28 protein-coding genes are annotated in these 26746 nt (G+C 62.4%); 16 read left to right on the top strand and 12 right to left on the bottom strand.

Annotation, left to right across the window (positions count from 1 at the left end):
* Positions 1-49: 49 nt before the first annotated feature.
* The 6 genes from IB262_RS26355 to IB262_RS26330 all read right to left on the bottom strand — a co-directional run bounded on the left by IB262_RS26355 (position 50) and on the right by IB262_RS26330 (position 6183).
* Positions 50-1483, bottom strand: coding sequence for an aldehyde dehydrogenase family protein (locus tag IB262_RS26355; protein WP_192357235.1), 1434 nt, complete (start codon positions 1481-1483; stop codon positions 50-52).
* Positions 1484-1499: 16 nt separating this feature from the next.
* On the bottom strand, positions 1500-2234 hold the full coding sequence (locus IB262_RS26350; protein ID WP_112976601.1) for an MBL fold metallo-hydrolase: 735 nt from the start codon (positions 2232-2234) through the stop codon (positions 1500-1502).
* Positions 2235-2238: 4 nt separating this feature from the next.
* A complete protein-coding gene (locus tag IB262_RS26345; RefSeq protein ID WP_112976589.1) occupies positions 2239-3339 on the bottom strand; it encodes an ABC transporter ATP-binding protein in 1101 nt (366 codons plus the stop codon).
* The gene (locus IB262_RS26340; protein ID WP_112976590.1) at positions 3336-4127 is read right to left on the bottom strand and encodes an ABC transporter permease; all 792 of its coding nucleotides are present in this window, start codon (positions 4125-4127) and stop codon (positions 3336-3338) included. The genes IB262_RS26345 and IB262_RS26340 overlap by 4 nt, the downstream gene beginning before the upstream one ends.
* A 2-nt stretch (positions 4128-4129) precedes the next feature.
* The gene (locus IB262_RS26335) at positions 4130-5011 is read right to left on the bottom strand and encodes an ABC transporter permease (RefSeq protein WP_034798883.1); all 882 of its coding nucleotides are present in this window, start codon (positions 5009-5011) and stop codon (positions 4130-4132) included.
* A gap of 74 nt (positions 5012-5085) precedes the next feature.
* Positions 5086-6183 carry an extracellular solute-binding protein gene (locus IB262_RS26330; RefSeq protein WP_192357236.1) on the bottom strand — a complete coding sequence of 366 codons (1098 nt, stop codon included), beginning with the start codon at positions 6181-6183 and terminating at the stop codon, positions 5086-5088.
* Between the two features lie 116 nt (positions 6184-6299).
* On the opposite strand from IB262_RS26330, the gene IB262_RS26325 reads away from it, so the two are divergent.
* Both IB262_RS26325 and IB262_RS26320 read left to right on the top strand, forming a co-directional pair.
* Positions 6300-6917, top strand: a complete 618-nt coding sequence (locus IB262_RS26325) for a TetR/AcrR family transcriptional regulator (RefSeq protein ID WP_089045837.1) — start codon at positions 6300-6302, stop codon at positions 6915-6917.
* A 51-nt stretch (positions 6918-6968) separates the two neighbouring features.
* Positions 6969-7361: a nuclear transport factor 2 family protein gene (locus IB262_RS26320; RefSeq protein ID WP_034798887.1), complete on the top strand. Its 393-nt coding sequence runs from the start codon at positions 6969-6971 to the stop codon at positions 7359-7361.
* Positions 7362-7369: 8 nt separating this feature from the next.
* Here IB262_RS26320 and IB262_RS26315 read toward each other — a convergent pair whose 3' ends face one another.
* The 4 genes from IB262_RS26315 to IB262_RS26300 form a co-directional block, all read right to left on the bottom strand.
* On the bottom strand, positions 7370-7519 hold the full coding sequence (locus IB262_RS26315; RefSeq protein WP_034798890.1) for a hypothetical protein: 150 nt from the start codon (positions 7517-7519) through the stop codon (positions 7370-7372).
* A gap of 134 nt (positions 7520-7653) precedes the next feature.
* On the bottom strand, positions 7654-8568 hold the full coding sequence (locus IB262_RS26310) for a transglutaminase family protein (RefSeq protein ID WP_112976591.1): 915 nt from the start codon (positions 8566-8568) through the stop codon (positions 7654-7656).
* A 284-nt stretch (positions 8569-8852) separates the two neighbouring features.
* Positions 8853-10166, bottom strand: a complete 1314-nt coding sequence (locus IB262_RS26305) for an FAD-binding oxidoreductase (RefSeq protein ID WP_162728835.1) — start codon at positions 10164-10166, stop codon at positions 8853-8855.
* The gene (locus IB262_RS26300) at positions 10163-11530 is read right to left on the bottom strand and encodes a glutamine synthetase family protein (RefSeq protein ID WP_034798892.1); all 1368 of its coding nucleotides are present in this window, start codon (positions 11528-11530) and stop codon (positions 10163-10165) included. The genes IB262_RS26305 and IB262_RS26300 overlap by 4 nt, the downstream gene beginning before the upstream one ends.
* Before the next feature lie 189 nt (positions 11531-11719).
* On the opposite strand from IB262_RS26300, the gene IB262_RS26295 reads away from it, so the two are divergent.
* Both IB262_RS26295 and IB262_RS26290 read left to right on the top strand, forming a co-directional pair.
* A complete protein-coding gene (locus IB262_RS26295; protein ID WP_034798895.1) occupies positions 11720-12412 on the top strand; it encodes a GntR family transcriptional regulator in 693 nt (230 codons plus the stop codon).
* Between the two features lie 317 nt (positions 12413-12729).
* Entirely contained in the window at positions 12730-13833 is a 1104-nt protein-coding gene (locus tag IB262_RS26290; protein WP_112976593.1) for an aminopeptidase P family protein, read from the top strand.
* A 59-nt stretch (positions 13834-13892) separates the two neighbouring features.
* Here IB262_RS26290 and IB262_RS26285 read toward each other — a convergent pair whose 3' ends face one another.
* Positions 13893-14144 (bottom strand): hypothetical protein, encoded by a 252-nt coding sequence (locus tag IB262_RS26285; RefSeq protein ID WP_112976594.1) that lies wholly within the window; start codon positions 14142-14144, stop codon positions 13893-13895.
* Positions 14145-14290: 146 nt separating this feature from the next.
* Here IB262_RS26285 and IB262_RS26280 point away from each other — a divergent pair, with 146 nt between their 5' ends.
* The 12 genes from IB262_RS26280 to IB262_RS26225 all read left to right on the top strand — a co-directional run bounded on the left by IB262_RS26280 (position 14291) and on the right by IB262_RS26225 (position 25935).
* Positions 14291-15007 carry a FadR/GntR family transcriptional regulator gene (locus IB262_RS26280; protein ID WP_034798900.1) on the top strand — a complete coding sequence of 239 codons (717 nt, stop codon included), beginning with the start codon at positions 14291-14293 and terminating at the stop codon, positions 15005-15007.
* Positions 15004-16176 (top strand): PLP-dependent transferase, encoded by a 1173-nt coding sequence (locus IB262_RS26275; protein ID WP_034798903.1) that lies wholly within the window; start codon positions 15004-15006, stop codon positions 16174-16176. The genes IB262_RS26280 and IB262_RS26275 overlap by 4 nt, the downstream gene beginning before the upstream one ends.
* A gap of 69 nt (positions 16177-16245) precedes the next feature.
* On the top strand, positions 16246-17508 hold the full coding sequence (locus tag IB262_RS26270; RefSeq protein WP_060520334.1) for a sugar ABC transporter substrate-binding protein: 1263 nt from the start codon (positions 16246-16248) through the stop codon (positions 17506-17508).
* A gap of 146 nt (positions 17509-17654) precedes the next feature.
* On the top strand, positions 17655-18590 hold the full coding sequence (locus tag IB262_RS26265) for a sugar ABC transporter permease (protein ID WP_051659467.1): 936 nt from the start codon (positions 17655-17657) through the stop codon (positions 18588-18590).
* 4 nt (positions 18591-18594) lie between these two features.
* On the top strand, positions 18595-19428 hold the full coding sequence (locus IB262_RS26260) for a carbohydrate ABC transporter permease (protein ID WP_112771938.1): 834 nt from the start codon (positions 18595-18597) through the stop codon (positions 19426-19428).
* An 11-nt stretch (positions 19429-19439) separates the two neighbouring features.
* The gene (gene ugpC, locus IB262_RS26255) at positions 19440-20507 is read left to right on the top strand and encodes a sn-glycerol-3-phosphate ABC transporter ATP-binding protein UgpC (protein ID WP_090298303.1); all 1068 of its coding nucleotides are present in this window, start codon (positions 19440-19442) and stop codon (positions 20505-20507) included.
* A 204-nt stretch (positions 20508-20711) separates the two neighbouring features.
* On the top strand, positions 20712-21098 hold the full coding sequence (locus tag IB262_RS26250) for a cytochrome c family protein (RefSeq protein ID WP_112976595.1): 387 nt from the start codon (positions 20712-20714) through the stop codon (positions 21096-21098).
* Positions 21099-21338: 240 nt separating this feature from the next.
* Positions 21339-22181, top strand: coding sequence for a cytochrome c oxidase subunit II (locus IB262_RS26245; protein ID WP_034798913.1), 843 nt, complete (start codon positions 21339-21341; stop codon positions 22179-22181).
* Positions 22182-22336: 155 nt separating this feature from the next.
* Positions 22337-24115 carry a cytochrome c oxidase subunit I gene (ctaD, locus tag IB262_RS26240; RefSeq protein ID WP_060605254.1) on the top strand — a complete coding sequence of 593 codons (1779 nt, stop codon included), beginning with the start codon at positions 22337-22339 and terminating at the stop codon, positions 24113-24115.
* Positions 24112-24816, top strand: coding sequence for a cytochrome c oxidase subunit 3 (locus IB262_RS26235; protein WP_112976596.1), 705 nt, complete (start codon positions 24112-24114; stop codon positions 24814-24816). The genes ctaD and IB262_RS26235 overlap by 4 nt, the downstream gene beginning before the upstream one ends.
* 12 nt (positions 24817-24828) lie before the next feature.
* Positions 24829-25551: a heme-copper oxidase subunit III family protein gene (locus IB262_RS26230; RefSeq protein ID WP_034798919.1), complete on the top strand. Its 723-nt coding sequence runs from the start codon at positions 24829-24831 to the stop codon at positions 25549-25551.
* Positions 25552-25560: 9 nt separating this feature from the next.
* Complete coding sequence (locus IB262_RS26225; RefSeq protein ID WP_034798923.1) at positions 25561-25935, top strand: cytochrome C oxidase subunit IV family protein; 375 nt, start codon at positions 25561-25563, stop codon at positions 25933-25935.
* A 48-nt stretch (positions 25936-25983) separates the two neighbouring features.
* Here the strand turns inward: IB262_RS26225 and IB262_RS26220 are convergent, their stop codons facing one another.
* The gene (locus IB262_RS26220; RefSeq protein WP_112976603.1) at positions 25984-26742 is read right to left on the bottom strand and encodes an ATP-binding cassette domain-containing protein; all 759 of its coding nucleotides are present in this window, start codon (positions 26740-26742) and stop codon (positions 25984-25986) included.
* Between the last annotated feature and the right edge of the window lie 4 nt (positions 26743-26746).

Here is a 26746-nt window from a genome sequence, read left to right as displayed (position 1 = left end):
ACAGGGCGGCCGCCGATTTCTCCGTCTGGCAGACGCGATAACTCGTTTGTCAGGCCGCGTCGGGAACGTGCACGGTCTTCACTTCGAGGAAGTCCTCAAGGCCGAACATGCCACCTTCGCGACCGTTGCCGGACTGCTTGTAGCCGCCGAACGGGCTGCCGTAGCGGTGCGGCCCGCCATTGATGTGCACCATGCCGGCGCGCAGGCGTCCGGCGACGCGCTCGGCCCGTTTCGGGTCACCTGTCTGCACATAGGCTGCGAGACCGTAGTTGGTGTCGTTGGCAACAGCGATCGCCTCCTCCTCGGTGTCGAAGGGGATGATCGCGAGCACCGGTCCGAAGACCTCCTCGCGGGCGATGCGCATGTCGTTGTTGACGTCGGCAAAGATCGTCGGCTTGACGAAGTAGCCGGTCTCGAAGCCCTCAGGCTTGCCGGCACCGCCCACAAGCAGGCGCGCGCCTTCGGCAATGCCTGCTTCGATCAGCGCCTGCACCCGGCCGAACTGGATGTGACTGACGAGCGGGCCGATATGGCCGCCCTCTTGCGTCGGGTCTCCGACTTTCGCTTCGCGGCCGACGCGCTTGGCGATCTCAACCACCTGGTCATAGACGCTGCGCTCCACCAGCATGCGGGTCGGCGCGTCGCAGGACTGGCCGGAATTGTTGAAGCATTCGAGCACGCTGCCGGTGACGCGGTCTTCGAGATCGGCGTCGGCAAAGACGATGTTCGGCGACTTGCCACCGAGCTCCAGCGTCACGCGCTTGACGGTCTCGGCGGCATCCTTGCTGACGGCGATGCCGGCGCGGGTCGAGCCGGTGAACGACATCATGTCGATATCGGGATGCTTCGACAGCGCCGCACCGGCATTGATGCCGTCGCCGTTGACGAGGTTGAAGACGCCGGCCGGGAAGCCCGCCTCATGCACCATTTCAGCGTAAAGCATGGCGTTGAGCGGCGTGAACTCGCTCGGCTTCAAGACGCAGGTCGAGCCGGTCGCAAGTGCGGGCACCACCTTCAGCGCGATCTGGTTGATCGGCCAGTTCCAGGGTGTGATCAGACCGCACACACCGATCGGCTCGCGCAGGATCACGTCGCCGTTCGGCAGCCGGTCGCGGGTCTTCAGGCGCTTCAGCGCATCGATGAAGCCCTGCAGGTGGCCGACGCCGACATCGGCCTGCTGCTCACGGGTCATAGTCTTCGGCGCGCCGAGTTCCATGGTGATGGTGTCGACCATCTCGTCATAGCGGCGCTTGTAGACGGCAAGCAGCTTTTCAAGCAGCACCAGGCGCTCCTCGACGCTCGTCCGGCTATAGGTCGCAAAGGCCTTCTTGGCCGCAGCAACGGCCCGGTCGATGTCCTCGGCCGTGCCCATGGAGATCACCGCAACCGGCTTTTCCGTTGCCGGGTTCAGGACCTCGAGGTCGTTGGCGACGATGGGATCCACCCAGCTGCCGTTGATGTAGAACTTGCGTTTGTCGAGCATTCGCTCCTCCTTCCCGTCAGTTTGTCTTTTGTTTTTCAGCAAGCCATTCAAGGATTAGCGCTCGGTAACGCTCACCCGAAAAGCTCGGAAAATGTCCGCCGTGAACGATACGCGCGGGTATCTTCAGCAGCCGTTCCATCGACGCCAGATAGTCGTCGGCGTTGGAATGATAAGTGTCCTCGATCAGCGGGCCATCGTAGAGGATGTCGCCGGAGAACAGGATCCCGGTCTTCGCCTCGAAGAGCGCAATCCCGCCGGGCGAATGGCCGGGCGTGTGGATCACCTCGAAGACGCGGTCGCCGAGATCGATATGGTCGCCGTCTTCGAGCAGCCGCGTCGCCGGCGCCGCCTTCACCGCATAGGTGATGGAGGCGTAGGGCTCGGGCGGCAGCGCGTCGAAGATCTCGTCGGCGACGTAGGGGTCGGCGAGCGTGTTCTTGCGCGTCGGATGCGCCAGCAGTTCCGCCTCGGCCGAATGCACGCAGCGGCACTCGAACTCGTGATGGCAGCCGATATGGTCGAAGTGGGTGTGGCTGGCGACGGCGTCCAAGGCGCGTTCGGTGACGAGGGGCACCCATTGCCGGAGCGACACGACACCCATGCCGCTATCGACGAGCATATCGCGGTCGCGGCCGCGCACATGCCAGATGTTGCAGCGGTAGAATTCCTGGATATAGGGCTCATCGATAGCGGTGACGCCGTCGTCGAGCCGCCTCACCCGGTACCAGTCCTGAGGTGCAATTCTCTGCATCGTATCACGCATGTCCACCTGTGGCGGGCAAGGCTACGACGTCGGCGGCGCGCACGGCAAGCGGCACAATCTCGCCCTCGCGCACGCTTGCCGATTGCGGCAGGTGCGCGACCAGCGCCCTGGTGTCCGCAGCACAGGGCTGCAGGTGGCAGCGGTAATGCGTGCCGAAGAAAGCGCTGCCGGCAACCCGCGCCTCACCAAGCGCCACTGTCGGACCCTCTGCCTTGTCGTCAGCGCGGAAGTGTTCCGGCCGGATGGTCAGTGTAATCCGGTCGCCGGCCTTCGGCGACGATGCGGTGAAGTTCTTTGCCGGCAATGCCAGACTGCCGAGCGGCGTCTCCACCCGGGCGGAGCTGGCGTCCGCCGCCGCCACACGGCCGGAAACGAAATTGACCTCGCCCATGAAGCCCGCCGAAAACAGCGAGCGCGGGCGCATATAGATCTCCGATGGCGGGCCAAAATCCTCGATACGGCCCTGGTTCATCACCACGATCCGGTCGGCGATCGCCATCGCCTCTTCCTGGTCGTGGGTGACATGCACGAAGGTGGTGCCAACCCGCTTCTGGATCGCCTTCAGTTCATCCTGCATCTGGCGGCGCAGTTTCAGATCGAGCGCGCCGAGCGGCTCGTCGAGAAGCAGCACGTCCGGATCGACCGTCAGCGCACGGGCGAGCGCGACGCGCTGGCGCTGGCCGCCCGAGAGTTCGTGCGGCCGCTTGCCGGCGGAAGCCTTGAGGCCGACGAGATCGAGGTAGCCGAGCGCCTTTTCGTCGCGCGCGGCCTTGGCAAGGCCGCGCATCCTGAGGCCAAAGCCGACATTGTCGACGAGGCGCATGTGCGGAAACAGCGCATAGTCCTGGAACATCGTCGTCGTCGGACGCTTGGCCGGCGCCACATAGGTCATGTCCTGCCCGGCGATCGTCACGCGTCCCGCGCTTGGCGACTGAAAGCCGCCAAGGATCGACAGAAGCGTGGTCTTGCCGCAGCCGGACGGCCCGAGCAGCACGATGAACTCGCCAGCCCGGATATCGAGGGAAACGTTATCCAGGGCCGTGAAGGCACCGAAGATCTTGCTGACGTTTTCGATCGAGACAGGAGCGGTCATTGTTTTTTCGTCCTTCCGAACAGGGAAAGCTCAAGGATGAGGAGCGCGGCGACAGAGGCTAAGAACACCAGCGAGCCGATGGCATTGGTCTTGGGGTTGAGGCCGGAGCGCAGCATGCTCCAGATCTCGACGGGCAGCGTCACGTCGAAGCGCGACAGCAGGAAGGCGATGATGAACTCGTCCCAGCTGAAGGTGACGGAAAGGAAGAAGGCAGCAAGGATCGACGGCATCAGCATCGGCGCCGTCACCAGCGCCATCACTTTGAAATCGTTGGCGCCGAGATCGCGCGCCGCCCGCTCGATGTTGATGTGATGATCCCCCATCGAGGCATAGATGATGGCAAAGCAGAGCGGCAGGTTGATCACCACATGGCCGATGCCGACCGTCATCAGCGACAGCGGGATATGCAGCGCGTTCATGAGCGACAAAAGGCCAAGCGCGATGATCAGGTAGCTGACCGTCATCGGCGCGATCAGCAGTCCCCTTTGCAGCGCCGAGCCGGGCAGCTTGTAGCGCGCGAGCGCATAGGCTGCGAGAAAGCCGAGCAGCACGGAGATGACCGAGGAGACGAGCGCCACGACCATCGAGTTACCAAGCGCTGCCATCAGCTTGCGGTCGGCGAAAACCGCCTCGTACCATTGCAGCGAAAAGCCGTTGAACGGCGGCACCGGCAGGCGACCATCCTGGAACGAGAACAGCACCAATACGGCAACCGGCAGGAAGATGAAGGCATAGACGAGGACGAGATAGGTCCAGGAGAGCACGCTTGCGGAGATCTGGCGCAGCATCGTCAGGCCCTCTCGATCTTCAGCCAGCGAGCGCAGGCGAGATAGGCGACGGTGACGGCGAGCATCAGCACGATCGACAGCGCCGCTGCCATCGGGAAATCCGCCCGGCGCCCGAGCTGCAGCATGATGATCTGCGGCAGCACCAACTCGTTGTTGCCGCCGAGGATCTGCGGCGTGACATAGTCGCCGATGCAAAGCACGAAGGTAAGGAAAGCGCCGGTCATGATACCGGGCAGCGTCAAGGGCAGCACCACATGCCAGAAGGTCTGGAAGGCATTGGCGCCGAGGTCTGCGGCCGCGCGGCGGTAGTTTGGCGAAAGCTGGATCAGGTTGGAATAGATCGTCAGCGTCAAAAGCATGACGAAGAAGTGCACGAAGCCGATGACCGTGGCCGTGCGCGTGCTCGCCAGCTCCAGCGGCTCGGAGATAAGGCCGATGCTCATGAAGACCTGATTGATCACGCCGTTCTTCGATAACACCAGCAGCCAGGAATAGGAGCGCACCACATAGGAGGTCCAGAACGGCAGGATCGCCAAGATCAGCGCCATGCGCTGCAGCCGCTTCGGCACGCGCTCGGCGATGATCCAGGCGAGCGGATAGGCGAGCAGCACCGAGATCACCGTGACGATAACGGTGATCTCGAGCGAGTTGACGAGCCCCCGGAACAGCGCGTTTTCGGAGAAGAAGCGGACGTAGTTGTCGAAGTTCCAGGCATGGACGATGTCCCGCCCCTCCCGCTTCCAGAGGCTCATGGCCGCCATGAAGGCGAAGGGCACGACGAAGAAGGCGACGGTCCACAGAAGCGCTGGAGCAACGAAGCCCCAGGCCTTGCGCCGGTCGGCGTCTTCAAGCGCTGTCGCTGATGTCAAAGCGGTGTCTGCCATTACCGTCCAAGATCAAAGGATTTCGGCGAGCGAAGAAGAAGGGCGGGCGCGACACATCGCGCCCGCTGCTTTCATTACTGCTGCAGCATTTCCGTCCAGGCGTCCTGGAACTGCTGGTCGAGCTCGGCCGACGGGATCGGATAGAGCTGCGTCTTCTTCAGATATTCGGCCTGCTGGTCGAAGCGCAGTGCCGCCTTCTGCTGGTCGGTCAGGTGTTCACCCGCCTTGGCATTGGCCGGCATCGCCCAGTAGCAGGAAGAGGTCGCAAGCCGCGCCTGGCCCTCGGGGCTCACGATGTACCGCACGAACTTCAGCGCCAGCTCCTGCTTGGTCGAATCCTTCATCACGCCGATCGACTGCGCCCAGCGCACAGCGCCCTGCTCGGGGATGGTCCAGTCGAGGCTGGGCTTGTCGGCCGAGAGAACAGCGGTGATCCATTCGCCGCCGCCGACGAGAATGTCGACTTCGCCGGTCGCAAGCGCTGTCTGCGAGGAGACGACGTCGCTCACCTGCTTGGAAACGGCCCGCATTGCCGCGAGCTTTTCCTTGATCGCCGGCATGTCCGCGTCGCTCAGATCGGCGGTCTTCTTGCCGAGGCCAAGCCCGACGAGACCGATCATCGGCAGATAGTAGTCGTAGAGCGCTATGCGGCCCTTGTATTTATCCGACCAGATAACCGAAAGGTCCTGCATGTCCTTCGGGTCGACCTTGGTCTTGTCGTAGGAAATCGTGTTGTAGCCGAACTTCTCGGTGACGGCGTAGGTCTTGCCGTCCTTGGTGTTGTTGGCCTCCATGCGCACTTCCGGGAAAATGTCGGCGGTCGGCAACGCATCGGCCGGCATTTCGGCAAGCAGATCGAGGTCGATGGCCCGGTGCACGTCGACGCCGTCGATCACGAGCACGTCCCAGTCGCCCGGTTGCGACTGGTCGAGGATCGAGAGCCCTGCCCCGGTACCCTCATAAACCTTGACGTTGACCTTCACGTCATTGGCCTTCTCGAACGGCTCAAGAAGCGCCGGATCGGTGTGGTCGCACCAGACGAGCGCATTGAGCTCTTCCTGGGCAAAGACCGGCGCGGGGGCCGCGACCGTCGACAGAGCGGCGATCGCGATTGCGGCCGTGGAGGAGAAAAAACGGCGCAGGCGCGCACCGTCACGAACTGACTGCATCATGCTGTTGCCCTCTTGTTTTGACGCTCGTTTCGGCGTCTTCAAAAAAAGATTGAATGAATTCATTTTTTAAGTCAATCTCAATTTTGAACCAATTCATAATTCGGGGAAGCACTGGAATGACAGGACTGCGCGCACGGCAAAAGGCGGATCGCAACAGGCGAATTCTCGACGCCGCCGCCGTGCTTTTTCGCGAAGTCGGCTACGACAGCGCACGCATCGAGGACATTGCCGAGCGCGCCGAAATTTCGGTCGGAACCTTCTACAACTACTATGAAAACAAGGGCGACATCCTGCTCGCCACCGTGTCGATGGAAGTCGAGGAGGTGCTCGCCGGCGGCGGATCGATCGTCGACAACCCGCCCGCCTCCGTCATGGGCGCACTCGATGCGCTGATCGGCGAATACTACGATCACTCGCTCTACTATCTCAGCAAGGAGATGTGGCGCACCGCGATGGCGATCGCCATCCAGCAGCCGGAGAGCCCGTTCAGCAAGCGCTACACCGAACTCGATCGTCGGCTATGCGAGCAGGTTTCGACGCTGATCCGCAAACTTCAAGCCAAGGGCGTCGTCGCACTTGATGTCGATGCCGAGGCGGTCGGCGAGATGTTCTTCAACAATCTCAACATGATGTTCACCGAGTTCGCGAAGCGCGAAACCATGTCGCTCGACGATCTCAAAGCGCGCGTCTCACGCCAGAACCGCCCGCTGGCGACGCTCATTGCAGTGCGCTGACCATCGCGAAGACCACCGGAGCAGTCTGCTTCCGGATAAAGAGGGAACCCCATGAAAAATCTCGAACAGTCGGTGCTTCAGGCCGCCGACCGGCTGGTTGCCGCTTTCGCCAGGCATGACCGGACAGCCTATTTCTCCGCGTTCGCGCCGGATGCGACCTTCATCTTCCACACGCTCGACCGACCGCTGAAAAGCAGGGCGGAGTACGAGGCCGAGTGGTCGCTTTGGGAGGAACGGGACGGTTTTCGCGTGCGCGCCTGCCGGTCGAGCGAGCGAAATGTGCAGACGGTGGGCAATGTCGCGGTCTTCACCCACCGGGTCGAGACCGAACTGGAATTCAATGGAGAGCCCGCAACCGCGGACGAACGGGAAACGATCGTGTTCGAGCGGAAATCGTCAGGAGAGTGGCTTGCCGTGCACGAGCATCTGTCACGGCAAAGCTGAGGCTGCCGTCAGAAGGCGCCGACCACGACGGCGCTGACGAAAGAGAAGGCGGCAACGATGGCAATTGCGTGCGGAACGAGATGAACATGTGAGCGGCGTTGCGGTGTGGTCCCGTAGAGTGCGTAGCGGGACTGGATCATCGGTTTCGCTGCGTTCATCGCGTCTCTCCGTTCCTGCGAGGGCCACGGCCCATCGACTGTCTTGTTCTCCTATATTTTCCATTGAGTTTGTAGATATTAAATTCCGCAAATCGCATAAATCGTAAAAAATCGGTTCGCCGCCATCGCGCTCATCAATGGCGGTTGCGGTCGCGGTCCTGAAGATGCTTCGCCCAGGTTTCGCTGAACCATGGGGTGAGCAGCGAAACGTCGGAGGCGCGATGCGAGCCTTTGAGCGCGCTATCCGTTTCGACGCAGGTCCAGACGGTGAAAGCGGTGAGCTCATGTTTGCCGAAGGTCTGGATCAGCGGAATGTCGGCGGCATCACGGCCGCGGGCAACCGCGATGCGCCCCGCCCGCCGCTGGTTGTTCTTGGCGTCGAACGTATGCCAGCGATCGCCGAGATAGACCTCGAACCAGGCATTGAAATCCATCGGCGCAGGATGTTCGCTCGCGGGGATATTGGCCATATAGCCGTTCACGTAGCGCGCCGGCATGTTCATGCAGCGACAGAGGGTGATCGCCAGATGGGCGTAGTCGCGGCTGACACCGACGCGATCCTCATGCGCCTCGAGTGCCGTGCGCATCGCCTGCGCATAGCCGTAGCTGAAAACGAGGCGTTCATGGACATAATCGCAAATCGCCTGGACGCGCTCCCAGCCGGCTGGCACATCGCCGAACAGACGCCAGGCAAGCGCGCCAAGCCGGTCCGTTTCGCAGTAGCGGCTGGCTGCAAGATAAGGCAGCCACTCGGCGGGCAGGTTCTCGACCGGCACCGCATCCGCCAATGGGTCCGTGGCGTCGAGCCTGCCGTCATCCTCTATCACCGCATCATAGCAGAGCTTGAAATCGCCCTCGGGCACAGTCATCCGGAAGCAGGTGTTGCCATGCGGATCAGTGATCTGCTCCATCTTCACGATCGGCGAAGAGACTGGACCATGCTCGCGCCGCAGGCATGAGCGCCGTTCCGGCACGACGGAAAGATAGGTCATCATCGGGGTCGGCTGCGGGCAACGAATGCCGATTTCATAGCCAAAGCGCACGAACATCGCGAGGTCTCCCAGGAAATCAATCGGGAGCGATAGGCTCCCCGTTTGCTTGCCCGCAGCGACAGGCGGGCGATCCTTGGTGACCGATTCAGCAAGCGCCAGATGCGGGCGGTCACAGGGCAGAGACGCAAAGGCCCACTTTGAGATGGCGGACCCCTGCCGCAGAAGGTCGATACTATCGCATCGCTAATCAGGACGGAAACACATTCGACGCGAGATCGACCGCTGACCGCCGCCGAGACGGCGGTCCGCCCGGCCAAAACGCCGCTGCGCGCGGATTGTTCCTAGAGCCCGGCCGCGTCCTTGAACTGGTACCACCAGGAACCGATGGTGGAATACTGCGCCCGGAACATGCGCCCGCCCGGGAACGGATACCAGGGCAGCTTCTCGAAGACGTCATAACGCGTGGTGTCGCCGTCGATCGCCTCGGCGAGCGTGCGGCCGAAGAGGTGCGAACCGGTAACGCCGTGGCCGCTATAGCCATGGGCGAAATAGGTGTTGCTGCCGATCCGGCCCATCTGCGGCACGCGGGTGAAGGAGAGCGCGAAATTGCCGCTCCAGGCATAGTCGATCTTCACGCCCTTGAGCGCGGGGAACACCTTTTCGAGATTGGGCTTCAGCTTGGCGACGACATCGGCCGGATCGGTTCCGCCATAGACGGTACCGCCACCGAAGATCATGCGCTTGTCGGCCGAGAGCCTGAAGTAGTCGAGGATGTAGCGCACGTCCTCGACGCACATGTCGCTCGGGATCAGCGAATGGGCAAGCTCTTCGCCGAGCGGTGCCGTGGTGACCATCTGCGTCGAAACCGGCATGACGCGCGAGACGAGCTTCGGCACGGCGTCGCCGAGATAGGCATTGCCGCAGAGAACGACGATGCGCGCCGAAACCTCGCCGCCTTCAGTATAGACGGTCGGCCGCGCCGCCTCGTGGTCGACACGTGTCACCGGCGACTGTTCGTAGATCGTGCCGCCAATGCTTTCGAAGGCACGGGCCTCGCCGAGTACCAAATTGAGCGGATGCATGTGGCCGCCGGTCGTGTCCAGCATGCCGCCGCAATAGGCATCCGACTTGACGAGCTTGGCGAGCGCGTCACGGTCGAGCAACTGGTGATCGTCCATGCCATATTTGCGCCAGAGCGCCTGCTTGGCTTCGAGCTCCTTCATATGCGCCGGCGTATAGGCGGCGTAGATATTGCCCGGCTTCAGGTCGCATTCGATCTGGTACTGGCTGACGAGGCGGCGGATGATCTTGCCGCCCTCCTGCACCAGCCCGCCGATGAAGCGCGCCGCATCCTCGCCGTAGCGGCGCTGGATGGTCGCGAGACTGGCATTGAGGCCGTTGACCACCTGACCGCCGTTGCGGCCCGAAGCGCCCCAGCCGACCTGCGCGCCCTCGATGACGACGACCTTGTAGCCTTTTTCGGCAAGGTGGATCGCCGTCGACATACCGGAATAGCCGGCGCCGACGACGCAGACATCGGCCTCGACCCGGCCCTGCAGCCGGACCGGCGTGCGGATGATGTTGCGGGAGGCGGCGTAGTAGCTGGTCGGGTAGCTGCCGTCACCGGCATAGGATTTCTGTTTGGTAAGCATCAGACGATTTCCAGATAGGCGCTGAATTCGTAGTCCGTGACCTGCTCGGCAAAGCCCGCGATTTCCTGGCGTTTGCAGGCGATCAGCATCGAGCGCAGCACGGGATCGAAGATTTCGGCGGCAATCGGTCCTGCCTCGAAGCTGTCGACCGCTTGCCCCCATTCCGAGGGAATTTTGGGCAATTTCTCCGCTGCATAGGCCCGACCCGAAACCGGCGCCGGCGGCTTCCATTTGTTGCGGATGCCGACCAGGGCAGCACCGAGGATCGCGGCGATGACGAGATAAGGATTGGAGTCGGCACCGGCGACGCGGTGCTCGATACGCCGCGCGGCAGGATTGCCGCCGGGAATACGGATGGCCGAGGTGCGGTTCTCGTAACCCCAGCAGACGGCGGTTGGCGCGTGCGTATCCGGCCGCAGTCGCCGGTAGGAATTGAAATGCGGCGCAAACAGCAGCGTCGTCTCGGCCATGCCGCGCAGTAGACCGGCGACGGCGTTCTTCAGCATCGGCGAGCCCTCGTCGCTGCCGTCGTTGAAGACGTTGTTGCCCTCCTCGTCGAGCAGGCTGAAATGGATATGCATGCCATTGCCGGAACGGGTGCCATAGGGCTTGGCCATGAAGGTCGCGGCGAGCCCATGCTTGCGCGCCACGCCCTTGACAATGCGCTTGAAGAAGATCGCGTCGTCGGCCGCCTTCAGCGGGTCGTCGGTGTGGAGCAGGTTGATTTCGAACTGGCCGATGCCGTTCTCGGCGATCGCCGCATCCGCCGGCACGTTCTGCCGGGCGCATTCCTTGTAGACGTCGGAAAAGAACTCGCCGAAATCGTCGAGTTCGTCGATTGAGAGGATCGCATCGGAATCGAGACGCTTGCCGGTATAGGGCGAGATCGGCGGCACTGCGCTGTCCGGCTCCGGGTCGATCAGGTAAAACTCCAATTCGGTCGCGACGACGGGGCGAAGGCCGAGCTCCTTGTACTCACGCACGACCGCCGCAAGGGCCTGGCGCGGATCGGCGAGAAACGGCTTGCCGTCCTCAAGCTGCAGCCAGAGCGGCACCAGCGCGCTCGGCCGCGAGGTCCAGTTCACCGGCAGCGCGCCGCGGCCGGTGACACCGCAGATGCCGTCGCGGTCGCCGCTCGCAAACACCTGCTCGCTGTTGATGATGTCCTCGCCCCATACGTCGACACCGACAATCGAGAGCGGCATGCGGATGCCGCCGCCGAGCACCTTGCCCGCCTGCTCCACCGGCACGCGTTTGCCTCGCATGATGCCGTTGAGGTCGCAGACGACGGCCTGGATGCTTTCGATCGGCCCGTTCTGCTCGAGCCATGCCTTGAATGCGCTGGGATCTTCCGCGTCGAGCGACATATCGCAAATCTCTTTTTGTGATCACATTTTCAGAAAGTTGACATAATTCGGGAATTGGAGTCAAGCAGCGGCAGTGCTATCAGGCGTTTGACGTAGAGCGGGACGCGGAAAAGTGTATGCAGGCGTTTGCCAAACACCGCTCTCGCTGATGAGAAAGCCATCGCAATTCGGGCAAAAGGACATGCGCACTTGAAACCCCTTGTCTTACCGCCACTTGCGCGCCCCGACGGCATGACCACGCATGACTATGCCTTTCACCGGCTGCGCCAGGCGATCATGGTCGGCGCGTTCCGACCCGGCACCTCCGTCACCATCCGCGGCCTGGCCGAGGCGCTTGAAAGCAGCCCGACCCCGGTGCGCGAGGCGCTTAGACAGCTGACCTCGATCGGCGCGCTGCAGTTCCTCGAAAACCGCCGCATCGTGGTTCCGCACATCACGCCCGCCCGCTTCGAAGAACTGATCTCGTTGCGCATTGCGCTCGAAAGCCATGCGGCTCGCCGGGCCGTCGCTCATCTTTCCGAACGTCAGATCGAGAAGATCACGGCGATCGACGACAGCATCGAGACGGAGATCCGTCGGGGTGACAAGGTGGCGGCGCTGATCGCCAACCAGGCGTTTCACCGGATGATCTATACGGCCAATCCCGATGCGGTCGCCGTGCCGCTGATCGAGAGCGTCTGGCTGCAGCTCGGCCCGATCCTCGGCATCGCCATGGAACACGTGACCGAACTTTACGTGGTCGACCGCCACCGCGAGGCAATCGAGGCGCTGAGGCGCCGCGATGAGAACGCTGCTGCCGACGCGGTCGCTGCCGACATCCGTGAGGGTATCGGCGGCTTCGACCAGCAGGCGGTTGCACGGTTACTGCGATTGGCTGCCTGAGGCGACGCCGTCACAAATTTTAGTGTGACTAAAATTCCGTATTGACAACGCTCAGCCACAGCACCAAAGTCGTGCAAATACAGAAGCATAGCGACGGGAAGCGACCAGCCTCCCGGCCTCATGTTCGTGCATTCGAGGGGGAGGTGTCCGCTTGAAGAGCCAAAGATCCAAGTCCCGCCGCAAGACAGGCGCGGGCCTCAAGCATTCCCCATAGCCGACGACGCGCCGATCTCCGGTGCTCCTTTCCCCCTCACCTTCGGCCACGGCCGCATGACCGGCTGTGGCATCTGATTTCTCAAGCCAGAATTGGAAACACCATGAAGGAACTCACCAAGAGCCGTTTTGCAGCACTCCGCCGCACGATGGCCGAAAGCAATGTCGGCCTCGTCGCGTTGGCGCCGGGATCGCATATGGATTGGCTGATCGGCTACCATCCGCATCCCGACGAACGCCCGTGCCTGCTGCTCATCGGCCCGGAGAAGGAAGCGTTCCTGATGCCGGCGCTCAACGCCGAAGGCACGCGCGAGCACACCGACATCGCCTTCCACAACTGGGCCGATGACGTTGGCCCGAGCGACGCCCTGACCGCAGCGCTTGCCGATGTCGGCGCCGCAAAGCCCGGTCGCGTCGTGCTCGACGAAACCATGCGCGCCGATTTTGCGCTGCTGCTGATCGATGCGCTGCCCGCCGATACCGCGCGCGAATTCACCCCGGCGACGCTCGGCGCACTCCGCATGCGCAAGGACAAGAGCGAGTACGCGCTTCTGAAGATGAATGCCGGCATCGCCGATCGCGCCATGCAGGCGGCATTCTCCAAGATCCGCCCGGGCATGACCGAGAAGGAACTGGCCGCCGAGATCCGCGGGCACTTCGCCTCGGAAGGTGCCGCACCGGCCTTCTGGATCGTCGGCGCCGGCGGCAACGGCGCCTTCCCGCATCACTCCGCCAGCGAGCGGGTGATCGAGGAAGGCGATGCCGTCGTTATCGACATCGGCGGCCGCAAGCAGGGCTTCCCGAGCGACATTACGCGCATGGCGATCGTCGGCCGCGCGCCCGAAGGCTACGGGCAGATCCACACGATCGTCGAAAGGGCCGTCCAGGCGGCACTGAAGGCGGCTCGCCCGGGCGTGCTCGCCAAGGAGGTTGATGCTGCTGCCCGCAAGGTGATTTCGGACGCCGGTTATGGCGAGTACTTCGTCCACCGCACCGGCCACGGCATGGGCATCGACGGCCACGAGCCGCCCTATGTCACCGCGACCTCGGAAACCGTGCTCGAAGAAGGCATGGTCTTCTCGATCGAGCCTGGCATCTATCTCCCCGGCCGCTTCGGCATCCGGCTCGAGGATATCGTTATCCTCCGGGAGGATGGGCCGGAGGTTCTTTCCTCGCTCCCCCGCGACGTTCACGTCGCGACGGTCTGATCAAAGTTGCGGCGCCCCAGGGCGCCGCTTCTCTTTGCGCTCTTCGTCGAGCCCTGCGGCTATTGAACCGGCCGCTTGCGCGGCTTCGCGAGCTCGCTCCCCTTCTTGCCGGGTTGTTTCTTGTAGACGGGCTGCTGCTGCTCGACCGGTGGCCAGATCCAGTAATAGCCATAGGGCCTGCGCTGGATCCCCTCGTAATACTCGCCCTTCCGCGTCCGCATCTGAGCCTCGGCATCCCCCGCAGCCGCCACCATGACGAAGAACGCGCCGAGCACGGCTGCGACCACGAACTGATATTCCGATTTCATCATCACCAGAGCTCCTTGCCTCCCTTGTCTACGCCTGAGGCGGGCGGGGTCAACAGTTGTGCGTCTATCAGTTCTTGCTTGACGACCCCAACTGGCTTGATCATATTGGTGAGATGTCAGACCAATTTGGCCTCTGGGGAGGGAGCCGAATGAATGAACCGGCAAGAGCGGCACTGATGCCCCTGCCCCCGGCCGACCGGGCTCAGCAGGTGATTGCCGCGTTGGCTGACTACATCGAACAATCGGGCCTGAAACCCGGCGAACGCCTGCCGGCCGAGCGCGAACTGATGACGGCGCTGGCCGTCGGCCGCTCCACGATCCGTGAGGTCATTCGCCACTTCCAGGCACTCGGCGTCGTCGAGGCGCGCAAGGGCAGCGGCACCTATCTCTTGCGCACGATCTCCGGCGCGACCGTCCATATGCCGCTCACGCTCGACGCGGCGCACCTGCGCGACGTGCTGTTGATGACGCTCGAAGTGCGCCGCGGCATCGAAGTCGAAGCCAACATGGTCGCCGCCCGCCGGCGCACCGAAGACGACCTGAAGGTCATCGAAATCAGGCTCAACGAAATGGAGCGCGTGCATATCGCCAAAGGCACGTCGGGGCCGGAAGACCTGGCCTTTCATCTGGCGATCTACGACGCCACCCACAATCCGCTCTTTCGCCAGCTGCTCGAACAAATGCGCGAGGCCTTCGAGCGCTTTTGGGACCATCCTTTCGACCGAACGGATTTTGCCCGTCGCTCCTTCCCGTTCCACCGCACCCTCTTCAACGCGATCGCTGCTCAGGACCCTGAGACCGCGCGCGAAGAAACGCTAAAAATCCTCGCGATCGTCGAGGAAGACATCAAGGAAATGTCCAAATGACCAACGGCCTCGATCCGTTCGACCACGCCTCGCTGATCGTCGCGCATGACGAAGGCCACGCCTTCGACGCCGTCGTGCCGCCGATCGTGCAGACCTCGCTCTTCACCTTCAAGGACTATGACGACATGGTCGCCTCCTACCGGGGCGAGCGCGTGCGGCCGATCTATACCCGCGGCCTCAACCCGACTGTGCGCATGTTCGAGGAGATGCTGGCGAAACTCGAAGGCGGCGAGGACGCGATCGGTTTTGCGAGCGGCATGTCGGCGATCTCCTCGACCGTGCTTTCCTTCGTCGAGCCGGGCGACCGGATCGTTGCCGTCAACCATGTCTATCCCGATGCCTTCCGCCTGTTCGGCACGCATCTGAAGCGCATGAAGATCGAAGTGACCTATGTCGACGGCCGCGACGAGGAAGCGGTCGCCAAGGCGCTGCCCGGCGCAAAGCTCTTCTACATGGAAAGCCCGACGAGTTGGGTAATGGACACCCACGACGTCGCTTCCCTTGCCCGCCTGGCGAAGGACCAGGGCATCATCACCGCGATCGACAACAGCTGGGCGAGCCCGATCTTCCAGCAGCCGATCTCGCTCGGCGTCGATCTCGTCATCCATTCGGCCTCGAAATATCTCGGCGGCCACTCGGACGTCGTCGCCGGCGTCGTCACCGGATCGAAGGAACTGATCGGCCGCATCCGTTCCGAAGCCTATCCCTATCTCGGCGGCAAGCTTTCGCCCTTCGACGCCTGGCTGTTGATCCGCGGTCTGCGTACCTTGCCGATCCGGATGAAGTCGCACGAGCGCTCGGCACTTGAAGTCGCGCGCCGCCTGCAGGCCCACCCGCTGGTCGAGACCGTCTGCCATCCCGGCCTTGGCAACACATTGCCGCCTGGCCTTTCCGGCACGTCCGGCCTGTTCTCCTTCATCTTCCGCGAGGGCGTCGACGTCAGGCGCTTCGCGGACCATCTCGAACTCTTCAAGCTCGGCGTGTCCTGGGGCGGGCATGAAAGCCTCATCGTGCCGGGCGAAGTCGTGCTGTCGCAGAAAGCCCAGCCCAATTCCGCGGCCGCCTTCGGCATCTCGCCGCGATCGGTACGGCTCCATGTCGGTCTGGAGGGAACGGAGGCCCTCTGGAGCGATCTCGAAGCGGCGCTCGCCGTCGCTTCGACTGACTGACTGGAGCGGGATGAGGATCCCGGTCCGCCCACTTTGAACCAAAACCAACGAAGAAAAGAGGGAACAGAAATGAAGAAACTGATCACTGCCACGCTTCTCGCCAGCCTCATGGCCGGAAGCGCGCTCGCCGACACCAAACTGAAGCTCGTCGAGGTCATCACCAGTCCCGAGCGCACCGAGACGCTGAAGTCGATCGTCGCCAAGTTCGAGGCCGCCAACCCCGGCACGACGGTCGAAATCATCTCGCTTCCCTGGGGCGAAGCCTTCCAGAAGTTCGCGACCATGGTTTCGGCCGGCGAACTGCCTGACGTCATGGAAATGCCCGACACCTGGCTGTCGCTCTATGCCAACAACGGTATGCTCGAAAGCCTCGAGCCCTACCTTGCCAAGTGGGAGCACACGGCCGGCCTGACGGAACGCGCGCTCGAACTCGGCCGCGACGTCAACGACACCGCCTACATGCTGCCTTACGGCTTCTACCTGCGCGCCATGTTCTACAACAAGAAGCTCTTGTCGGAAGCCGGCGTCAACGAGCCGCCAAAGACCATGGACGATTTCGTCAAGGCGTCCGAAGCCGTCTCGAAGCTTCCGGGCAAGTCCGGCTACTGCCTGCGCGGCGGCCCGGGTGGACTCAACGGCTGGGTCATGTTCGGCGCCACCATGGCCGGCAGCAACACCTTCTTCAATGAGGACGGCACCTCGACCATGAACAGCGAAGGCTGGGTCAAGGGCCTCACCTGGGTGATCGATCTCTACAAGAAGGGGCTGGCGCCGAAGGACAGCGTCAACTGGGGCTTCAATGAAATCGTCGCCGGTTTCTACAGCGGCACCTGCGCCTTCCTCGACCAGGACCCGGATGCTCTGATCGCGATTGCCGAGCGCATGAAATCGGAAGACTTCGGCGTCACCACCATGCCGAAGGGCCCGAGCGGCAAGGCTTTCACAACCATCGGCTTTGCCGGCTGGTCGATGCTGTCGGCAAGCCAGAACAAGGACCTCTCCTGGAAGCTGATCGAGACGCTCGAAGGGCCGGAAGGCAACATCGAGTGGAACAAGCGCACCGGGGCGCTTCCGGTACACAAGTCGGCCGAGAAGGATCCCTTCTATGCCAGCGCGCAGTTCAAGGGCTGGTTCGACGAACTTGCCGACAAGGACGTCGTCCTGACTGTGATGCCGACCTACCTCGAGGAATTCGCCTTCTTCAAGGATTCGCTCGCCATCAAGACAACCCAGGAAGCCTTGCTCGGCGATATCACGCCGCAGCAACTCGCCGACCAGTGGGCCGACTACCTCACCAAGGCACAGCAGAAGTTCCTCGCCAGCAAGAAGTAAGCTTTTGGCCGGCGGCGGTTCGCCGCCGCCGGCCCTCATAACGCTTTGAGCGGAATGAAGTGTGCGCGGTCTCCGCCCTTCCCGCTCCGACCTAGAATCGAGGCACGCCCGAAAAACCGGCGGCCGCACAGGGGAAATTTCGATCGATGGCCTATGTCGCCCGCCAAAGCGGCCTGCCGGCAAGCAGGACGCCGCTGAAGAAGCGCATCGCCGATGGCGCCGCACCCTATCTCTATAGCGCGCCGGCGCTGATCCTGATCGTCACCGTGATGCTGGTGCCGCTGGTGCTCGGCGTCTCCTACGCCTTCCGCGATATCCAGCTCCTGAACCCGTTCTCCGGCGCCTATATCGGTCTTGATCATTTCCGGGCGCTGTCCGAGGACCAGGCCTTCTATCGGGCGTTGCGCAATACGCTCTGGTGGACCGGTGCCTCGGTCTTCTTCCAGTTCGTTTTCGGTCTGATCCTCGCATTGCTGCTCGACAAGCCCTTCTACGGCCGCGGCCTCGCCCAGGCGCTCGTCTTCCTCCCGTGGGCGGTGCCGAGTTTCCTCGCCGGCCTAAACTGGGCCTGGCTGTTCAATCCGGTCGTCGGCCCCCTGCCGCACTGGCTCTTCGGCCTCGGCATCATGAGCGAACCGAACAACATCCTGTCCGACCCGCAGCTTGCCATGTGGGGACCGATCATCGCCAATGTCTGGTGGGGCATACCCTTCTTCGCCATCACGCTGCTAGCAGCCCTTCAGGCGATCCCCCGCGACCTCTACGAGGCCGCCAGCATTGACGGCGCCGGCCCAGTGCAACGTTTCCTGTCGATCACCCTCCCCTTCCTTGCGCCGACGATCGCCATCACCATCCTCTTGCGCACCGTCTGGATCTCCAACTTCGCCGATCTCATCATCGTCATGACCAATGGCGGACCGGCCGACCGCACCCAGATCGTCGCCAGCTACATCTTCACCCAGGCCTTCAAGCGGCTGGATTTCGGTTACGCCTCGGCGATCGCGCTCGTGCTCCTGGCGCTGCTGCTCGCCTATTCGATGCTGATCGTCATCCTGCGGCAATGGCTCCTGAGCAAGGATTGAACCGATGCGCGCCAAACCTCTTTTCCTCACGATCGCGCACCGGCTGGCAATCCTTGCCTACATCGCGTTTGCGCTCTTCCCGCTCTACTGGCTGCTGAAGGTCGCCGTCACGCCCAACGATCTGCTCTACTCCGAAGGCATTCGAATGTGGCCTTCGCGCGCCAGCCTTGAGCACTTCGATTTCGTGCTCCGCCACAGCGCCTTTCCGGTGTTCTTCAAGAACAGCCTGATCGTCTCGGGTTCCACCGCCGTCATCGTCACCATCCTCGCCTCGCTCTCGGGCTACGCCCTGTCGCGCTTCAATTTCCGCGGCAAGTACTGGCTGGTGGCGCTGATGCTCCTGACGCAGATGTTCCCGCTGGTCATGCTGGTGGCGCCGATCTTCAAGATCCTCTCGCCGCTCGGGCTGACCAACAGCCTCACCGGCCTTGTCATCGTCTACACCGCCTTCAACGTACCGTTTGCCACTTTCCTGATGCAGTCGTTCTTCGACGGCATCCCGAAGGATCTGGAGGAGGCCGCGATGATCGACGGCGCCACCCAATTCGTCGCCTTCCGCCAGATCATCCTGCCGCTGACGCTGCCCGGCATTGCCGCAACGCTCGGCTTCGTCTTCACCGCCGCCTGGAGCGAACTACTGTTCTCGCTGATGCTGATCTCCGGCAACGATCAGGCGACGTTCCCCGTCGGGCTTCTGTCCTTCGTGTCGAAGTTCTCCGTCGACTTCGGGCAGATGATGGCCGCCGGCGTGCTCGCGCTCATCCCCGCCTGCCTCTTCTTCCTGCTCATTCAACGTTATCTCGTCCAGGGCCTCACGGCCGGCGCGGTCAAAGGCTGAGGATTGTTCTCATGGCTTCCATCGATATCGCCAATATCCAGAAATCCTACGGCATCCACCCGGTCCTGCACGATGTCGACCTGAAGATCGGCGACGGCGAATTCGTCGTGCTCGTCGGCCCGTCAGGCTGCGGCAAGTCCACGCTTCTGCGCATGATCGCCGGGCTCGAAAGCGTGACCTCGGGCGAAATCCGCATCGCCGGAAAACGCGTCAACGAACTGGCCCCGAAGGACCGCGACATCGCCATGGTGTTTCAGTCCTACGCGCTCTATCCGCACATGTCGGTCGCCAAGAACATGAGCTACAGCCTCAGGCTGAGGAAGGTCGCCAAGGAAAAGATCGCAAGCGTCGTCTCGGGCGCAGCCGCCAAGCTCGGTCTCGACCCGCTGCTCGAACGCCGCCCCCGTGCACTTTCGGGCGGACAGCGCCAGCGCGTCGCCATGGGCCGGGCCATCGTGCGCGAACCCAAGGCGTTTCTCTTCGATGAGCCGCTCTCCAACCTCGACGCGCGCCTCCGCGAACAGATGCGCGCCGAGATCAAGAAGCTGCACAAGGACTTGGGCGCCACCTCGATCTACGTCACCCACGACCAGATCGAGGCGATGACGCTCGCCGATCGCATCGTCGCCATGAACGGCGGCTTCGTCCAGCAGGTCGGAAGCCCTCTTGATCTCTATGACCGCCCGGCCAATCTCTTCGTGGCCGGCTTCATTGGGTCACCAGGGATGAACTTTTTCGAGGGAACCTATCGCAACGGTAGCGCCCCGCGCTTCGAAACCGAAGGCGGCATCATCGTTCCGGCCCAGCCGCATCCTGCCTTGACGGACGGCGCCAGGGCGACGCTCGGCATCCGACCGGAGCATGTCGAGATCGGCGTCGAAGGCCCGGATGCGCTGAAAGCCAATGTCGACCTGGTCGAACCGACGGGCTTCGGCATCATCCTGCACCTCTCCTTCGGCCGTGCCGGCTTCAAGGCGTTTACCAACGACCGCCGGTTCCTCAACGTTTCCGGCTCGCTGCCCGTACGCCTGCCGGTCGAGCGGCTGCACTTCTTCAACGCCGACGGCAATCGCGTCTGAGCGACGGCAGCGACATGGCGAAAATTTAGGCGCATCCGGCAAACCGGCCGGCTGCGCCGGTTGACTTCCACAAAGCGAGGCGTACCGTCGTCGTGTCGCAAGTATCAACCGCCGTGGCGCCAACTTAAGAGAAGCAAGCACCGCCAAAACGACAGATTGACGATAGCCTTCCTTGCCTGCGCCCGGCGATATTGAGGAAGTGTCATGCGAATTCTTGTTGTTGCCCTTGCCTTTTCGACAACGATGCTCTGTCCGTTCGCAGCCCTTTCGCAAGAGGGCGATGCGGCCGCCGGAGCCACCGTCTTCAAGAAATGCGCCGTCTGTCATGTGGCCGACAGCGACACCAACAAGGTTGGGCCATCGCTCAACCATCTGTTCGGACGAACGGCAGGCACTCATGCCGACTTCAGCTACTCACCGGCGATGATCGATGCCGGCAAGGCTGGACTCGTCTGGGATGAGGCGCATCTGCGCGACTATCTGCACAATCCAAGGACCAAGGTGAAAGGCACGAAAATGGCCTTTGCCGGTTTGAAAGATGATACGGATATCTCCAACCTCATCGCCTATCTCAAGCAGTATTCGCAGTAATCTGCGGAGACTAAACGCAACCGCTGCTCGCACGGAGGCGGCGAATTGCGACTGTTCGACGTTCGTGTAATAATTGCAGCTACAGCACCGCGTGTCTGACCAGACGCGCAAAGGTCGCTGTAGAACTTTGAATTCCTGCATGTTTTGCCGTTTGATCGGCGACGATTAACGGAAACATGCAGAAGGCTCTACGGATTGCGTATTCATGCCCACAGCCGCCAGCGGCGAGGAGGGACAGAAATGGCCGTGGTAGTTGTTCTGGTTTTGGTGGCCGTCGGTTCGGTGTTGTTCCATCTGTTGAGCCCATGGTGGTGGACGCCGATCGCGTCCAACTGGAATTACATAGACAATACGCTCATCATCACCTTCTGGATTACCGGCGTCGTCTTCGTCGCCGTCGTGCTTTTCATGGCCTATTGCGTCCTGCGTTTTCGGCATCGCCCGGGAAACCGGGCGGCCTATGAACCGGAAAACAGGAAGCTCGAAGGGTGGCTTGCCGGCGGCACCACGCTCGGCGTCGCCGCCATGCTCACCCCCGGTCTTTTCGTCTGGCACCAGTTCGTGACCGTGCCGGATGGTGCGGCGGAGGTAGAAGTCGTCGGCCAGCAATGGTTGTGGAGCTTCCGGCTGCCCGGCGCCGACGGCAAGCTCGGTACGTCGGAGACCCGCGACATCACCCCGGAAAATTCGCTCGGCCTCAACCGCAACGATGCGGCCGCCCTCGACGACGTCGTCATCGAAGGCGGCGAACTGCATTTGGAGGTCGGCAAGCCGGTCAAGATCCTGCTGCGATCGGTCGACGTGCTGCATGATTTCTACGTGCCGGAGTTCCGCGCCAAGATGGACATGGTGCCGGGCATGGTCACCTATTTCTGGCTGACGCCGACGCGCACCGGCACGTTCGAGGTGCTGTGCGCCGAACTCTGCGGCACCGGTCACCCACAGATGCGCGGCACCGTCGTTGTCGACAGTGCCGCCGATTATCAAGCCTGGCTCTCGCAACAGACGACATTCTCGCAATTGCAGGCAAAGGCAGGAACGAAAGAAACGGCGCAGGCAGTGAATGCCGCCCCGGCGCAATAACAGGCGCCCCGACGGCCAAAGCGGGATGAGGAAAAGTGCTCGCGATATCCGCCCGCATCCCGCTCGTGAGGAGACGCAATTCCATTGTTGGACGTGCGGAATTGCAGGTTCAAGGCGTTGGATCGAAATGATCCGGTGTTGGGAGGTTCTCGCAGATGGTCGATATCCGGTCAGGCACGGGCGAACAGATTGGCCCCGCGGAAGTGGAGGACGTGGAACTCTATCATCCCCATAGCTGGTGGACGCGTTATGTCTTCAGCCAGGATGCGAAGATCATCGCCGTGCAATATGCCTCGACCGCGATCGCCATCGGCATGGTCGCCCTCGTGCTCTCCTGGCTGATGCGTCTGCAGCTCGGCTTTCCCGGCGCCTTCGCCTTCATCGATGCGGAACGCTACTACCAGTTCATCACCATGCACGGCATGATCATGGTGATCTATCTGTTGACTGCGCTCTTCCTCGGCGGCTTCGGCAACTACCTGATCCCGCTGATGCTCGGCGCGCGCGACATGGTCTTCCCCTATGCCAACATGCTGAGCTACTGGCTGTATCTGCTGGCCGTCCTCGTGCTCGTCGCGAGCTTCTTTGCACCGGGCGGGCCGACCGGCGCCGGCTGGACGCTCTATCCGCCACAGGCAGTACTTTCCGGCACGCCCGGCGGCAAGGACTGGGGCATCATCTTGATGCTCTCCTCCCTCATCCTCTTCGTCATCGGCTTTACCATGGGTGGCCTCAACTATGTCGTCACCGTGTTGCAGGGGCGCACGCGCGGCATGACCTTGATGCGCATGCCGCTCACCGTCTGGGGCATCTTCACGGCGACGGTGATGGCGCTTCTCGCATTCCCCGCCCTCTTCGTCGCCTGCGTCATGATGCTGTTCGACCGGGTGCTCGGCACCAGCTTCTTCATGCCGGCGATCGTCGAGATGGGCGAGCAGCTGCAGCATGGCGGCGGCAGCCCAATCATGTTCCAGCACCTCTTCTGGTTCTTCGGCCATCCGGAGGTCTACATCGTCGCCCTGCCCGCCTTCGGCATCGTCTCCGATCTCATCAGCACCCACGCCCGCAAGAACATCTTCGGCTACCGCATGATGGTCTGGGCGATCGTCATCATCGGCGCGCTCTCCTTCATCGTCTGGGCGCACCACATGTATGTCAGCGGCATGAACCCCTATTTCGGCTTCTTCTTCGCCACCACCACCCTGATCATTGCCGTGCCGACGGCGATCAAGGTCTACAACTGGGTGCTGACGCTCTGGCGCGGCGATATCCATTTGACGCTGCCGATGCTGTTCGCGCTCGCCTTCATCGTCACCTTCGTCAATGGCGGGCTGACCGGTCTGTTCCTCGGCAATGTCGTCGTCGATGTGCCGCTCTCCGACACGATGTTCGTCGTCGCCCATTTCCACATGGTCATGGGCGTTGCGCCGATCATGGTGATTTTCGGGGCGATCTATCACTGGTATCCGAAGATCACCGGCCGCCTGCTCAACCAGGCGATGGGGCAGATCCACTTCTGGGTCACCTTCGTCGGCGCCTATCTGATCTTCTTCCCGATGCACTATCTCGGGCTGATCGGCATGCCGCGCCGCTACTATGAGATGGGCGAGACCGCCTTCGTGCCGGCATCCGCCCATACGCTCAACGAGTTCATCACCATCATGGCGCTGATCGTCGGCGCCGCCCAGATCGTCTTCCTCTTCAATCTCATCTGGAGCATCCGCCACGGCCGCGAGGCCGGCGGCAACCCCTGGCGGGCAACGACGCTCGAATGGCAGACGCCGGAAACGCCACCGCGGCATGGCAATTGGGGCAAGGACCTGCCGGTCGTCTACCGCTGGCCCTATGACTACAGCGTGCCGGGTGCAGCGGAAGATTTCATTCCGCAGACTGAGCCGGGTTCCGTAGGCCACGCGCCGGAGGGGGCCTCATGAACGTCACCCTCGTCTTCCTGGCGGTGATCTTCGCGATCGCCGCCTGGTGGCTCAGCCGGCAGCGGCTGTTCTCGAAACCCTGGCTGGAGGTCGGCCACGCCCACGACCCCCGCCCGCGCGGTAGGCCTTCGATCCCGCCTGCAAAAATCGGCCTTGGCGTCTTCCTTGCTGTCGTCGCCGCGCTCTTCTCTCTCTTCATCAGCGCCTACTTCATGCGCATGGCCTCCACCGACTGGTGGTCGACGCCGATGCCGAAGATCCTCTGGCAGAACACCGCCATCCTTGCGCTTGGCAGCCTGCTTCTGCATGCGGCCCGCGTCACTGCCGAACAGCATCGTGACGAGGCGAGCCGCACGGCGATGATCGCAGCGCTTGCCGCCGGTCTCGCCTTCCTCGCCGGCCAGGTCTTTGCCTGGCGGGAGTTGACCGACGCTGGCTTCCTGCTCGCCGACAATCCGGCCAACAGCTTCTTCTACATGATCTCGGGCATGCATGGCCTGCACATCCTCGGCGGCCTGTTCGCGCTTACCCGGGTCATCGTCAAGACGCGCACCGGCCCGATGGGCGAAAAGGCCGTGCTGTCGATCACGCTCTGCGCCACCTACTGGCATTTCATGCTGGCCGTATGGCTGGTGCTTTACGCGCTCTTTTCCGGCTGGGCCAACGACTTCGTCGAGCTCTGCCGGTCGCTCTTGACTTGAAGGAGGCAAGGCATGTCCGCCGAGACACATTCGCCTGTCCGAGAACCGCTCCATCGCCCCGCGGGACTTGCCGGCTTTGCCGCCGACTGGGCCTCCGACCAGCGGACGTTCAAGAACGTCTCCTGGGGCAAGGCGATGATGTGGATCTTCCTCTTGAGCGACACCTTCGTCTTCGGCTGTTTCCTCATCGCCTATATGTCGGCGCGCATGTCGACTGCCGTTCCCTGGCCCAATCCGAGCGAGGTCTTCGCGCTGCACATCGGCGGCTCGGACGTGCCGCTGATCCTGATCGCCATCATGACCTTCGTGCTGATCACCTCAAGCGGCACCATGGCCATGGCCGTCAATTTCGGTTACCGGCGCGATCGCAAGAAGACCGCTCTGCTGATGCTGCTGACCGCCCTTTTCGGCGCCACCTTTGTCGGCATGCAAGCCTTCGAATGGACGAAGCTGATCACCGAGGGCGTGCGTCCCTGGGGCAACCCCTGGGGCGCTGCCCAATTCGGCTCGACCTTCTTCATGATCACCGGCTTCCACGGCACCCACGTCACGATCGGCGTCATCTTCCTGCTGATCATCGCGCGAAAAGTCTGGCGCGGCGATTTCGACACCGAACGGCGTGGCTTTTTCACGAGCCGAAGAGGACAATACGAGATCGTCGAGATCACCGGCCTCTACTGGCACTTCGTCGACCTCGTCTGGGTCTTCATCTTCGCATTCTTCTATCTGTGGTGAGGCATGGCCATGACCGAAACGACTGTTCACACCCACGCGGCACCGGCAGCAAAAGTAGAAGGCCACGCACAAACGCACCAGCAACACCCGATCGGTCTTTATCTGGTCGTCTGGCTGCTGCTCTTCGTGCTCAGCACCTTCTCCTACCTCGTCGACTATGTCGGGCTGCAGGGTTATCTCAGGTGGTCGCTGATCCTGATCTTCATGGTACTGAAGGCAGGGCTGATCGTCGCGATCTTCATGCACATGGCCTGGGAACGGCTGGCGCTGATCTACGCGATCCTGCTGCCGCCGCTGCTGGTGCTGGTCTTCGTGGCGCTGATGGTCTCGGAATCGCACTACGTGCTCTTCACCCGCCTCACCTTCTTCGGCGCCGCACCATGATTGCCAACCGGCGCCGCCCCAATGGCGGCACCGCTGGACACATCCGCCTCAGTGTTGCTGAAGCCCGGTGATCATCGCGATGATCTCGTTTTTGTCGGTCTTGGCCGTCTCACGGATGCCGATCTGCTTGCCGCGGCGCAGAACGCAGATGCGGTCTGCGAGCTTGAACACCTGATCGAGGCTATGGCTGATGATCAGTACGCCGATGTTGCGGCTTTTCAGCGATTCGACGATCTCCTCGACCTTGGCGGTTTCGGCAACGCCGAGTGCTGCCGTCGGCTCATCGAGCAGGATCAGCTTGCTCGCCCAATGGGTGGCGCGGGCAATCGCGACGCCCTGGCGCTGGCCGCCCGAGAGGTCGCGGATCGTCGCATGGGCCGAGGGGATGCGGACATCCAGTTCCCTCACTAGCGTTTCCGTCTCGGAAATCATCCGGCGACGGTCGAGCAGGCCGAAACGGTTTACCGGCTCGCGGCCGAGAAACATGTTCATATAGACCGTCTGCTGGTCGGCAAGTGCCAGATCCTGATAGACGACCTCGATGCCATGGGCGCGCGCCATCGTGGCGTTCGACATCGCCACGGTCTGGTTTTCGATGGTGATCGTTCCCGAGGTCGGCGTGTAAACGCCGGAGATGATCTTGATCAGCGTCGACTTGCCGGCGCCGTTGTCGCCGACGAGCGCCACGATCTCGCCCGGACGGACGTCCAGCGAGAAGTTCTCGATCGCGGTGACGCCGCCAAAGGTCTTGCGGATGTCCTTCAGCTTCAGGACCGGCTCTGCTGCAGCACTAACGTTCGCGTTCATGACG

Origin of the sequence: Ensifer sp. ENS02, from assembly GCF_014851885.1 — a bacterium.
In the GTDB taxonomy this organism is placed as follows: Bacteria; Pseudomonadota; Alphaproteobacteria; order Rhizobiales; family Rhizobiaceae; genus Ensifer; species Ensifer adhaerens.
This window is presented reverse-complemented; position numbering and strand designations above follow the sequence as displayed.